This is a genomic window from Amycolatopsis sp. NPDC021455 (genome assembly GCF_040640995.1).
Classification (GTDB): Bacteria; Actinomycetota; Actinomycetes; order Mycobacteriales; family Pseudonocardiaceae; genus Amycolatopsis.
Map to the genome: position 1 here is coordinate 243,980 of NZ_JBFACT010000002.1, position 11,670 is coordinate 255,649.

General features: G+C 70.0%; 9 protein-coding genes and 1 pseudogene. 5 read left to right on the plus strand and 5 right to left on the minus strand.

Translation table 11 applies throughout. The annotated features are described in order from the left end of the window. The first annotated feature begins 95 nt into the window (after positions 1-95). Complete coding sequence (locus AB0G28_RS04145) at positions 96-596, plus strand: GNAT family protein (RefSeq protein WP_361082771.1); 501 nt, start codon at positions 96-98, stop codon at positions 594-596. Between the two features lie 4 nt (positions 597-600). Here the strand turns inward: AB0G28_RS04145 and AB0G28_RS04150 are convergent, their stop codons facing one another. Continuing rightward, on the minus strand, positions 601-921 hold the full coding sequence (locus AB0G28_RS04150) for a hypothetical protein (RefSeq protein WP_361082773.1): 321 nt from the start codon (positions 919-921) through the stop codon (positions 601-603). A gap of 74 nt (positions 922-995) precedes the next feature. Further along, positions 996-1,772 carry an IclR family transcriptional regulator gene (locus AB0G28_RS04155; protein WP_361082774.1) on the minus strand — a complete coding sequence of 259 codons (777 nt, stop codon included), beginning with the start codon at positions 1,770-1,772 and terminating at the stop codon, positions 996-998. Between the two features lie 112 nt (positions 1,773-1,884). Here AB0G28_RS04155 and aceB point away from each other — a divergent pair, with 112 nt between their 5' ends. Both aceB and AB0G28_RS04165 read left to right on the plus strand, forming a co-directional pair. Next, positions 1,885-3,462: a malate synthase A gene (gene aceB / locus AB0G28_RS04160; protein ID WP_361082776.1), complete on the plus strand. Its 1,578-nt coding sequence runs from the start codon at positions 1,885-1,887 to the stop codon at positions 3,460-3,462. Further along, on the plus strand, positions 3,462-4,649 hold the full coding sequence (locus AB0G28_RS04165) for an aldolase (RefSeq protein ID WP_361082778.1): 1,188 nt from the start codon (positions 3,462-3,464) through the stop codon (positions 4,647-4,649). Before aceB ends, AB0G28_RS04165 begins: the two co-directional genes overlap by 1 nt. Positions 4,650-4,652: 3 nt before the next feature. Here the strand turns inward: AB0G28_RS04165 and AB0G28_RS04170 are convergent, their stop codons facing one another. Then, a complete protein-coding gene (locus tag AB0G28_RS04170) occupies positions 4,653-5,807 on the minus strand; it encodes a DUF2786 domain-containing protein (RefSeq protein WP_361082780.1) in 1,155 nt (384 codons plus the stop codon). Between the two features lie 93 nt (positions 5,808-5,900). On the opposite strand from AB0G28_RS04170, the gene dctA reads away from it, so the two are divergent. Together dctA and AB0G28_RS04180 are read left to right on the plus strand one after the other, a co-directional pair. Continuing rightward, positions 5,901-7,181, plus strand: a complete 1,281-nt coding sequence (gene dctA, locus AB0G28_RS04175) for a C4-dicarboxylate transporter DctA (protein WP_361082781.1) — start codon at positions 5,901-5,903, stop codon at positions 7,179-7,181. A 37-nt stretch (positions 7,182-7,218) separates the two neighbouring features. After that, positions 7,219-7,428: pseudogene (locus AB0G28_RS04180) on the plus strand (DoxX family protein); the annotation flags it as partial. Positions 7,429-7,636: 208 nt separating this feature from the next. On the opposite strand, the gene AB0G28_RS04185 reads toward AB0G28_RS04180, so the two are convergent. Continuing rightward, complete coding sequence (locus AB0G28_RS04185; protein ID WP_361082783.1) at positions 7,637-10,090, minus strand: P-loop NTPase fold protein; 2,454 nt, start codon at positions 10,088-10,090, stop codon at positions 7,637-7,639. 147 nt (positions 10,091-10,237) lie between these two features. Further along, positions 10,238-11,554: a PucR family transcriptional regulator ligand-binding domain-containing protein gene (locus AB0G28_RS04190; protein ID WP_361082785.1), complete on the minus strand. Its 1,317-nt coding sequence runs from the start codon at positions 11,552-11,554 to the stop codon at positions 10,238-10,240. Between the last annotated feature and the right edge of the window lie 116 nt (positions 11,555-11,670).

The following is an 11,670-nucleotide window of genomic DNA, read 5'->3' on the forward strand; positions in this document are numbered from 1 at the left end:
AGAATCCGGGCATGCCCGGTTGACGCACGTCCGCTCGTGCCCCTCCTCGTATCAGACGCCCCGAAGCCGTCATTCGCTACGAGAGAGGGAAGGAAATGACCGCCATTCACGGCGATCGGGTGCGGCTGCGTCCGATCGGCGCAGCGGACCGCGCCCGTGTGCACGAAATCCTGGCCACCCCGGAGGTCGGCCGCTGGTGGGGTTCGCCGGACACGGAAACCGAAGGCCTGTACGAGGTCGAAGAGGGCTACTCGGTCTACGTGATCGAACTCGACGGCGAGGTCGTCGGGCTGATCCAGAGCTGCGAGGAGCTGGACCCGCAGTACCGCCACGCGGGCATCGACATCTCGGTGCACCCGGACTTCCACGGCCGGGGCGTCGGAACGGACGCGATCCGTGCGCTGGCCCGGCATCTGTTCGCCCACGGGCACCACCGCCTGACGATCGACCCGGCGGCGGCCAACGAGACCGCGATCCGGGTGTACACGAAGGTGGGGTTCCGGCCGGTGGGCGTGCTGCGGAACTACGAGCGAGGAGCCGACGGCACCTGGCACGACGGACTGTTGATGGACATGCTGGCGGGGGAGCTGACCTGAGGAGTCAACTCTTGTCGATGACCTGCTGAAGCAGCCGGCTCATCTGCTCCATGCCGATGTTGACCTTGGTGAAGCCGCTTTGCATTTCGGCCCTGAGATCGGCGACCTCGGTCTTGAGCCCGGCGATGTCTCGTCCGTGCTCGAGCTGGGTCTCACGTACCGCGTTCAGGACCTTGGTGTGACCGTTCTGGACCTGCTTGAACTCGGAGACGTCACGGTCCGCCGTGCCGGCGAGTATGCGCGCGGCCGCGGCGTCCTGCCGGGTGTGCCGCATCTGCTCTTCCAGGACGCTCACGCGGGCTTCGAGGTCTTCGAGGCTGGCCATGCCGCGTACTTTACCGGCGGCCGCCAAGCCGACGACACCGGGGCTAGCTTTCTGTAGTCGGATATCACTCTAAGTCACACTGATAACGCTGCCTGGGAAAGGCTCGCTCCCAGGGCGTCCGCCACCCGCTGCACCGCCGGGGCGATGTGCGCCACCGCCTCGGCGGTCAGCCGTCCCGACGGCCCGGACACCGACACCGCCGCGGGCACCGGCGCTCCCGGCACCGCCACCGCGACACACCGGACCCCCAGCTCCTGCTCCGCCTCATCCAGCGCATACCCCTGCGAAGCGATCCGAGACAGCTCCGCCGCCAGGGCGTCCGGATCGGTGAACGTGTGCTCGGTGTACGCGGGCATCCCCGTCCGGCCGAGCAGTTCCCGCACCTCCGAAGCGGGCAGGTGCGCCAGCATCGCCTTCCCGACACCCGTCCCGTGCGGCAGCAACCGCCGTCCGACCTCGGTGAACATCCGCATCGAATGCTTCGAAGGCACCTGGGCCACGTACACGACCTCGTCGCGCTCCAAGACCGCCAGGTTGGCTGTCTCGCCGACCTCTTCCACCAGCTCCGCCAGCAGCGGCCGCGCCCACGCGCCGAACTGCATGCTCGCGTTCTCGCCCAGCCGGATGAGGCGCGCGCCCAGCGCGTAGCGGCGGTTCGTGTTCTGGCGGACGTACCCCAGGTCGACCAGGGTGCGGATGAGCCGGTGGATCGTCGGCATCGGCAGCCCCGACAACGTCGCCAGCTCGGACAGGCTCGCCTCGCCGCCGGTGTCCGCGAGGTGTTCCAGCAGCTCGAAGGCGCGCTGCAGGGACTGGACGCCGCCGTCGCGACCGTTCTTCTCCGCCGGCACGGTGGCCCTCCTTACGTCGGCGTTGAGCTTCCGCTATGCAGAAACTATAGTCCGGCTGGTAGAAAACCGTAGGGCCGTTATCCAAAGATCCGAACCCTCGAGGTGTTTCCCCATGTCTTCTGAAGTCCAGGTGCTGGGCGACCCGGTCGAGCGCGGCGACGAGATCCTCACGCCGGAGGCGCTCGCCTTCCTCGCCGGCCTGCACGACGCCTTCGCCGGCCGCCGCGACGAGCTGCTCCAGGCACGGAGCAAGCGCCGCGAAGAGGCCCGGACCACCGGCCGGCTCGACTTCCTGCCGGAGACCAAGGAGATCCGCGAAGGCGACTGGCAGGTCGCCGGCGCGCCCGCCGCGCTGCGGGACCGCCGCGTCGAGATCACCGGGCCGACCGACCGCAAGATGACCATCAACGCGCTCAACTCCGGCGCGAAGGTGTGGCTGGCCGACCTCGAGGACGCCAACACCCCGCACTGGGCGAACGTGGTGTCCGGCCAGGTCAACCTGTACGACGCCATCCGCGAGACGATCACCCTCGAAACCGGCGGCAAGAGCTACGCCCTGAAGGACGACGTCGAGCACGCCACGATCGTGGTCCGCCCGCGCGGCTGGCACCTGCCCGAAGCCCACCTGACCTTCGGCGGCCGCGAGGGCGTCGGCGCGCTCGTCGACTTCGGCCTGCACTTCTTCCACAACGCGGCCGAGCTGCTCAAGCGCGGCAAGGGCCCCTACTACTACCTGCCGAAGATGGAGAGCCACCTCGAAGCGCGGCTCTGGAACGACGTCTTCACCCACGCCGAGAAGACCCTCGGCATCGAGCACGGCACCGTCCGCGCCACCGTGCTGATCGAGACCATCCCGGCCGCGTTCGAGATGGAGGAGATCCTCTACGAGCTGCGCGAGCACGCCTCGGGCCTCAACGCGGGCCGCTGGGACTACCTGTTCAGCGTCATCAAGTACTTCCGCGACGCGGGCGAGAAGTTCGTGCTGCCGGACCGCAACTCCGTCACCATGACCGCGCCGTTCATGCGCGCCTACACCGAGCTGCTGGTGCGCACGTGCCACAAGCGCGGCGCGTTCGCGATCGGCGGCATGGCCGCGTTCATCCCGAGCAAGGACCCCGAGGTCAACAAGGGCGCCTTCGAGAAGGTGCACGCGGACAAGTCGCGCGAGGCCGGCGACGGCTTCGACGGCTCCTGGGTCGCGCACCCGGGCATGGTCGAGCTCTGCAAGGAGGAGTTCGACAAGGTCCTCGGCGACAAGCCGAACCAGCTCGAGCGCACCCGTGACGAGGTGAGCGTCACCGCCGACCAGCTGCTCGACGTCGCCTCGACGCCGGGTGGCGCGACGGCGGCCGGCCTGCGTGCCGCGGTCGACGTCGGCGTCCGGTACATCGCGTCCTGGCTGGGCGGCAACGGCGCGGCGGCGATCCACAACCTGATGGAGGACGCCGCCACCGCCGAGATCTCGCGCTCGCAGGTCTGGCAGTGGGTGAAGAACGGGACCACTTTGGACAGTGGTGACGTCGTGACGGCGGAGCTGGTGCGCGGCGTGCTGGCCGACGTCCGCGGCGAGCTGGCGGCCGAGCTCAAGCCGGAGCTGCTGGAGCCCGCGGTGGAGCTGTTCGAGCAGGTCGCGCTGGCCGACGAGTTCCCCGACTTCCTGACGCTGCCCGCGTACGAGAAGATCAAGTAGTGCGGCTACCCGAGGACGTCTACGACGCCGCCGACGCGCGCCTGGCCGAGGCCGACGCGCGCGTCGCGGCGTCGTACCCCGGGGAACGCCCGGGACGGCAGCCGGTGCACACGGTGTACGTCCCGGCGTCGCGGTACAAGACGCGCCTGGTCGCCGACTGGGGCAAGCAGGCGATGCGGGTCTTCATCGAGCACGGCGACCTGCTCGGCGCCGGCGCGGACGTCTACGAACGGGTCCGGGCGAAGCTGCTCACCGAGCCGATCGAGGACCTGCGGATCGACTTCGAGGACGGCTACGGCCGCGTGCCGGACGACGTCGAGGACGCCGCCGCGCTGGCGGCCGGGCAGACCCTGGCCACCACCGGCGGGACACCGTTCTGCGGCATCCGCTTCAAGAGCTTCGAGGCGGCGACGCGCCGGCGGGGGATCCGCACCCTGGACCTGTTCCTGGGATCCCTGCTGGAGAACGGGCCGTTGCTGCCCGGATTCGTCGTCACGCTGCCGAAGGTGACAGCGGTCGAGCAAGTCTCGGTGGCCGCGGAAGTCCTGGCGCGCCTGGAATCCGCGTACGAACTGCCCGCGAACGCGCTGCGCTTCGAGGTGCAGATCGAAACCTCGCAGTCCATTGTGGACATGGACGGAACGCTGTCGGTGGCGCGGATCGTGCAAGCCGCCTCCGGCCGCTGTTCGGGACTGCACTACGGCACGTACGACTACAGCGCGGGCCTGGGCATCGCGGCGGCGTACCAGAGCATGGAGCACCCGGCGGCGGACCTGGCCAAGGGCCTGATGCAGGTCGCGGCGGCGGGTACGGGCGTCCGGCTCTCGGACGGCTCGACCAACCGGCTCCCGATCGGCGACGCGCTGCCCTCGGCGTGGGCGGAGCACCTGCGATTGGTGCGAAGGTCGCTGGAGCGCGGCTTCTACCAGGGCTGGGACCTCCACCCGCACCAGCTGCCGACCCGCTTCGCGGCGACGTACACGTTCTACCGCGAGGGATTCCCGGCGGCGGTGGACCGGCTGCGCGCGTACGCGGAGAAGACGGCCGGAGGAGTGCTGGACGAACCGGCGACGGCTCAGGCGCTGGCGGTCTACCTGCTGCGTGGCCTCGACTGTGGCGCACTGGACGAGAGCGAGCTGTCGTTCGGGCGGCCGGAGCTGGAGAAGTACGCGCTGCGGCTCGCCTGAGGGTCACTCGCCGAGGCGGGCGCGGTCGGCGGCTTCGCGGCCCGCGCCCCAGCCTTCGTGGCTGCGCACGGTCACCGACTTGTTCACCACTTCGGGAAACAGCTCCGTGAACGTCGCCGCCACCTGCTTCTCGTGCGAAGCCAGCACCGGAAGCAGATCCGGCTCCTGGGCGATCGTCGCTGCCGCCGCCTTCTCGAGCCGCTCGCCGATCCGGGTGGCGTAGGAGACGAGGAACGACTTGCGGAAATCCCGGGACCGGCCGGCCGGATCGGCGATCATCGCCCGCGTCGCCTGGACGAGCAGGGACGTCGTCAGCAGCTCGACGGAGTCCAGGTCGTCCTCGTCGCCGACGACGGTGACGAAGTCCCAGCGCGGATCGAAGACCGCGCGGCAGCGGTTGGCCTTCGCGACCACGTGGACCAGCAGCGACTTGGCGTCGGTGTACGGCGTGTCGAGCCAGATCCGGCGGGCCGCGGGCCGGTCGGGCGCGGCCTCGGCCTCCACCAGCACGCGGTCGAGGGCGTGGCGGGTCATGAGCTCCTGCGCCTTCGCCGAGAGGGCCTCGGCCTCCTCCGGGAACGAGGTTGACTCGGCCTTCGCCAGCAATGCGCGGACCCGGCTCAGCTTCTTGTCGTCGACGGCGTGGTGACTCACCGGACGCTCCAGCGGCGTCCCCGGCGCGGGCAGGACGACGGTCACCGGCGGCAGCGTCTTCAGCAGGCCGAAGGCTTCGATCACCGCTGCCACGGCTTCGGACGGCGTGAGGATGTGCTTCGCCGCCCACTGCGGCAGGTGGGGTTCGGTCTCCGTCCACCAGCGTCCCGCACTCACTGCGTCGAGCTGGGCCTGCCAGTCCGGGTGCACGGCGGTGAACTGCCCGGCGTAAGCGGCGAGCGCGTCGAGCAGGTACGAGCCGGCGAACTCGTCCAGGCGGCGCCGGGCCGCCTGGTGGAGGTCCTCGGGCAGCCAGCCGCCCCGGCAGGCCCGGCCGATCAGCTGCCGGCCGGCCAGATCCGCCGCGGAGGCGAGTTCGGCCGGCAGGGCGAAACCCGGCGCCAGCCGGTCGGCGTCGCCCGGTGCGGCGGCGAGCAGCGCCTCGCCGAACTCCTCGGCCGTCGTCGGCGGCGGGCCGACGGGAACCTGCTTCCGCTTGCCCACTCACCCAGTCTGCCGCAGTGACGTTTCCCGTCGTCGGGTACGTCACTGAGAGCGTTAACACCGCCGGAACATCCGACGCTTAGGGTCCCCGCCATGGCGGAGAACAAGAAGCGCTGGTGGACGTCGATGTTCGGGCAACTGCTCGTCGCAGTGGTCGCGGGCGTGCTGGTCGGGCACTTCTGGCCGGCCTTCGGTGCCCAGCTCAAGCCGGTCGGCGACGGGTTCATCCGGCTGATCAAGATGATCATCGCGCCGCTGATCTTCTGTGTCGTGGTGACCGGGATCGCGGCCGTCGGCGACATCAAAGCGGTCGGACGAATCGGGCTCAAGGCGATCGTCTACTTCGAGGTCGTCACGACGTTCGCGCTGCTGTTCGGCCTGGTCGTGGCGAACGTCTTCCGCCCCGGCGCCGGGCTGGACATCAACCCGGCGACCCTCGACCCGAAGGCCGTGGCGAGCCAGACGAAAGGCGGGCAGCTGCCGTCGGTCGGCGACTTCCTGCTGCACACGATCCCGGACAGCGTGGTGAACGCGTTCGCGCAGAACCAGCTGCTGCAGGTGCTCGTGTTCGCGGTGTTCTTCGGCGTGGCGCTGGCCGCGATCGGGCGGGAGCGGGCGCCGCTGGTGCTCGACTTCGTCGACCAGGTGCAGAAGATCATCTTCAAGGTGATGGGCTGGATCATGCGGGTCGCGCCGCTGGGCGCGTTCGGCGCGATGGCGTTCATCATCGGCCAGTACGGTCTGTCCACTTTGGGCACCTACGCGAAGCTGATCGCCGCCTGCTACGGCGCGGCCGTGCTCTTCACGCTGGTCCTCGCCGCGATTTCCCGCTTCTACGCCGGGGTTTCGGTGTGGAAGTTCCTGCGCTACGCCCGGGAGGAGTTCCTGCTGGCGCTGGGCACGGCGTCGACGGAGTCGGTGATGCCGCGGATCATGGGCAAGCTGACGGACGCGGGCTGCTCCCGCGCGGCGACCGGCCTGGTCGTCCCGACCGGCTACTCGTTCAACCTCGACGGCGCGACGATCTACCTCTCGATCTGCACGGTGTTCCTGGCGCAGGCGTTCGGCGTGGAGATGTCGCTCGGCCAGCAGCTGCTCGCGGTGCTGATCCTGATGCTGACGTCGAAGGGCATGGCGGGCGTCCCGGGATCGAGCTTCCTCGCGCTCTCGGCGACGGCGGCGGCGATCGGCGCGTTCCCGGTGGCGGGCGTGGCCCTGCTGCTGGGCGCGGACCGCCTGATGGACTCGATGCGGGTGTTCGTCAACCTGCTCGGCAACTGCGTCGCGACGTTCGTGGTGGCGAAGTCCGAAGGCCAGCTGGACCGGGACAAGGTGCGCGAGACCCTGGACGGGGTGACGCCGGTCGCCGCCTGACCGGTCAGCTTCCGGACGGCGGCCCCGGCGGGAAGGCATGAACACCGCAGCCGTTCTCGTCACGATCGTGCTCAACACGGGCATCGGCTGCGCCGACCTGCTGAAGGCCCGGTTCGTCCTCGCCACTTCGGCCGCCATCGGCGTGCCGCCGTGCCTGCTGCCCCCGCTGGGCACGCTGAAGCTTCTCGGCACGGCCGGTCTGCTCCTCGACCTGCTCGTTGTTCCGGGCGCCGGCGTGGCCGCGGCGATCGGCCTGGTCCTGTTCTACGCCGGGGCGATCGCCGCCCACGTCCGCGCCCGGCGCTTCGCCAGCCGAGTAGGTACTCGAGCCGGTTCGCCGTCCCCTGCAGCCGCCCGACAGCCAGCACGCGGGCGTTGTTCGCCACCTGCCGGGCCGAAGCGATCTCGGGTCCACGCCAACGAACATTCAGCCTGGTCGCCGGCGCGCAACGCGGTCAGAGGTAGCCGTGCAGGTCCTGGCCGATCTTCGGCGGGGTGCGGAGGAAGTTCCGGAAGGTCGGCGAGGTCAGCTGCTCGATCGTGCCAGTCGTCAGCCCGGCGGCGACGAGAACGCTGCGGAGCCCCTTCGCACCGGGTGACGGGTCCTCCAGGAGCTCAAGCACAGTTCCGCCGCGGGCCGGACTGGCGAGCACCGGCACCAGGGCGGGCCACCGCACCGCGAGCACCGCCAGCTTGGCCAGCGCGTCCAGCGAGCCGGGTGCCGGCAAGCCGAGCAGTCGCCGCTCGGTCGTGATCATGACGAAGAACCGGAACACATTGGCGAACCGCTTGAGCTCACGGGGGTTGGGCGCGAGGATCCGCGCGCTGTAGTCGATGACGGCCTGGATTCCCGGCGTGTCGACCGAAAGCTGGCGGTCGACGGCGGCACGCACCGCCTCCTTTGTCGCCTCACCCGACCCGGCCGGTACGGCGTCGGCCAGCTGCACGGCCTCGTCCAGCGTCGTCGGTGGCCGGATCGCCGGCTCGGCCGGCCCGGGCTCCGGGGCGCGGTCAGTGGCGTCTTCGGGTATCGGGAAGAGCGACCGGAGCAGCGACGACGACTGGTCCGGCACCATCACGGGCAGGGTCAGCGGCAGCTGGATGAACTTGTCCAGGAACTTCCAACCGAGGTCGAGTCCTTCGTCGGAGTGCCAGGCCGTCTCCCGCACTCTGGCGATGAGGTCCTTGTACGCCGTTTCGACATGGGCGGCGACCATTCGCGGTTCCATCGCGACGACGAAGATCGCGTTGCCGAACTCGCCCGAGAGGAACGTGTTGATCGCCTCGATGACCTGCACAACCGTGCCGGGGCTGCACCGGTCGAGGTCGTCGATGAATACCACGATCGGGCGATTCTCGGTGGCGACCAGCGCGAGCACCTCCCGCAGGTCCCGCTGGAGCGCGGCGAAGTAGCCCGCGTCCTTCGCGTAGTCGGGAGCGCGCACGAGCGTGCTGTAGAAGTCCTTGAGCTCCCCCTCGGCGGTTTTCCGGAGCCCAGCGGCCGGGCCGGTCAGCGAGGCGAGGGGCCCGCAAGGCCGGCTGCGCAGCACCGCCCACGCCTGCCCGGAGAGCAGCCCGGCCAAGACGACTGGGCTGCCGACCGTCAGCGAGATCCCGCTGACGCGGAGCCCGGCCGCGAGCAGTGCGAGTCCGGCGACCAGGAGGAAGATCGCCCCGATCGCGAACGGCACCACCCGGCCGGCGACCAGCGCGTAGACCCGCCGCCGGACGGCCTGCTCGTCGATCCGCCGCCGGTTCAGCCGGAGCCAGAAGTGCTCGCGTTCGACCGGTTTCATCCGTGCGGTCGTCTGGCTGATGATCTCGTGCGCGAGACCGGCCCAGACCTGCTGACCGGTCTGGTACGTCCATGGGTTGAACCAGACCGTCGGCCGCCATTGGTCGTCCGGCCGGTCCGGATGGGCCTTGAGATTCTGCTTCTCTTCTGGCTCCTCCCGCTTTCGCAGCAACTTCAGCAGCTTGCCGTTGGTGATCTCGGACAGCTGTGCCCCGCTGGTCAGCTTCGCCACCGACGCGTCGCTCAGGTGGATCTCGCGGAGCTCGGCCGGCGGACTCGCCGAGTCGCCGGAAGGTCGTTCGAGCAGGTCGCGGATCATCCGCATCAGTGACGTCTTGCCCGCGCCCCACTGCGCCTTGATGCCGATGGTCAGGGGCGGGCTGGTGCCGCGGTGCCGGATGCCCCGGGCGATGGCCTCGGCGTGCGCAGCGTTACCGAGGCGGTCCTGAATGGTCCAGATGTCGCTGGAGATCGACTCCTGGCGATAGTGTCCGACGACGGGGTCGGGCTGTTGCCAGTCCCGCCCGGCCCAGTTCTCGACGTCGATGCGCGGGGCGCTGTCGTCCACCAAACCGGGTGCCGGAATGGCCAGCATCGCCTCGCCGTCTTCGGAGAGAAGCCGGTCAAGGTCCTCCAAGCTGAGTAAGGCATGCCCGCGGTCACCCCACCCCCGGCCCCAGCTGTTCTTGAACCGGACGAACCCGCGGGTGCCACCCAGCTCGAGGTCCAGGGCGATGCCGTTCACGAGGACCGCGTGGCCGCCCCGGACGCTGGAATCGCCGATGCGGCAGACGGCCCGGCCCTCGATCTCCTCGGGGGTATCCAATCCGCCGTACCAGTTCAAGCCGAGCACGATCGGGCCCTGCTCCAGCAAGGCGAGCCGGAACGTCTCCGGTGCCGGGCAGTAAAAGCAGTCCTCCACCACCTGGCGCTGCTTGAGTATCGCTCCGCAGGTCCACAGATAGGTCCCTGATCCTTCGGGGATCCTTGCGAGGTGTCGTCCCGCTTCGAACAGGGAATACGCGAATTCGTAGTCGAGATCCGTGCCGTCGAGCAGGACGCCCCGGTCGGCCAGCCAGTGAGTCCAGGCGAATCCCACGACCGCCGGTGTCATGGCTTGGTCCAACCAGGCACCGTCGGAAAACCAGAAACGTTCCCGCAGATCCGAGGACGTCACGTGGTACTGAGACGACTCGAGTCTTCTGAACGGGGACCGCGGCACATCATCCGACATCGGCCGCCTCCCTCGACTCGAGCAATTCTAGTCCTCCGCGCGCAACGCGAGGTAGACGTCGAGCTGGTCGGTGAACTCGGTCAGGTCCACCCCCAGCAGCTCGCCGGCCCGGCCGATGCGGTAGCGCAAGGTGTTGACGTGGACGTGCAACGCCTTCGCCGCCCGGGTCGGCGATCCCGAGCACTCCAGGAACACCCGGACCGTGTGCACCAGGTCCGTGTGCTGCTCGGCGTCGTAGTCCAGCAGGGGACCCAGCACCCGGCGGCGCAGTGCGGCGCGCAGCCCGTCCGGCGCTCCGGCGAGCAGCAGCTCCTGCGCGGCGACTTCGCCTGCCGAAACCATCGTGGCGCGGCGCCGGGCCGCCACTTCCAGCGCATACTTCGCGGAGTCCCGCGCCTCTGCGCGCGATCCGGGATCGCTGACACCGCACAGGATCCGCGTCGCCCGAAGCAAGAGTTCCACAGTGGATAGTTCGGCCGCCGAGGGCACCAGCGAGGTCGCCGCGTACGAGGTGTCCCCCGCGGTCTCCAGGAGCACTCCGTCGAGCAGCAGTTCCTGCAGGACGTCCCGGCTCTCGTCGCTGCCTTCGGTCCGCAACGCGACGACGCGCGCGGAGTCGGGCAGCGAAGCCTCGGGACGGGGTGCCCGCGCTCGCGTGACCCCGACGAGCCCGGCGAGCTCCTCGGCCAGCTCGGTCTGCGCGGTGCTCAACGGCCCGCCCACGGCGACCAGCCACGGCACCGCGTGCCGTCCTTCGGCCGGGACCACCGTCAGCGGCCCGGCCTCGCGCGCCGCGTACCGGCGGACGACGTCCTCGGCGGGCATCGGCAGCGGGGAGGTCCCGGCGACGACCCGGCCGAACGCCGACAGTACCCAGCACGGCAGCCCCAGCTCCGCCGAAGCTCGCTCCAGCAGCGTCTCGATCGGTGCCTCCGCAGCGGCCTGCAAACGTTTGCGCGCGCTGTCGGACGCGGCCGCCAGCGCCAGCACCACCTGCTCGGTGATCACCGAGAACGACAGGTCGGCGGGCACTTCCAGCAGTGGGATGCGATGCCGCGCGCAGGCGGAGACGACGTCGTCCGGGATGCCGCCCGAGTCGGCGCCGGACGCGGCCAGCGCCGCCGCGCCCGAGCGGGCCAGCGCGGCCACGAACGGCTCGGCGTCGCCCGGTTCGCGCCACCAGAGCAGGCCGGAAAGCACCAGCTCGCCGGCCGACAGGTACCGTCCGGGGTCGGGCAGCTCCGTGACGTAGATGCGCGTCACGGGCCGGTCGAGCAGCTCGGCCCCGGCCCGCGGGCGCAGCCGCAGACCGGGGAGGCCCAGGAGAGTTTTCACGGTCGTCATCAGGCTTGTAGGAAAGCACAAACGTCTCCCGTTCCGCTCCGGTGCGTTTCATGCGTGGCGCCGTTGCCGCCCGGCCGTGATCCGTCGTCTACTGGTCTATCGCCCCCACGAAGGAG

Bases quoted from the DNA above. Each gene is read 5' to 3' on its own strand.
- AB0G28_RS04185 (WP_361082783.1), bottom strand. From the start codon at position 10,090: ATGACACCGGCGGTCGTGGGATTCGCCTGGACTCACTGGCTGGCCGAC.
- AB0G28_RS04150 (WP_361082773.1), bottom strand. From the start codon at position 921: ATGGCCAGCCTCGAAGACCTCGAAGCCCGCGTGAGCGTCCTGGAAGAG.
- dctA (WP_361082781.1), top strand. From the start codon at position 5,901: ATGGCGGAGAACAAGAAGCGCTGGTGGACGTCGATGTTCGGGCAACTG.
- AB0G28_RS04190 (WP_361082785.1), bottom strand. From the start codon at position 11,554: ATGACGACCGTGAAAACTCTCCTGGGCCTCCCCGGTCTGCGGCTGCGC.
- aceB (WP_361082776.1), top strand. From the start codon at position 1,885: ATGTCTTCTGAAGTCCAGGTGCTGGGCGACCCGGTCGAGCGCGGCGAC.
- AB0G28_RS04145 (WP_361082771.1), top strand. From the start codon at position 96: ATGACCGCCATTCACGGCGATCGGGTGCGGCTGCGTCCGATCGGCGCA.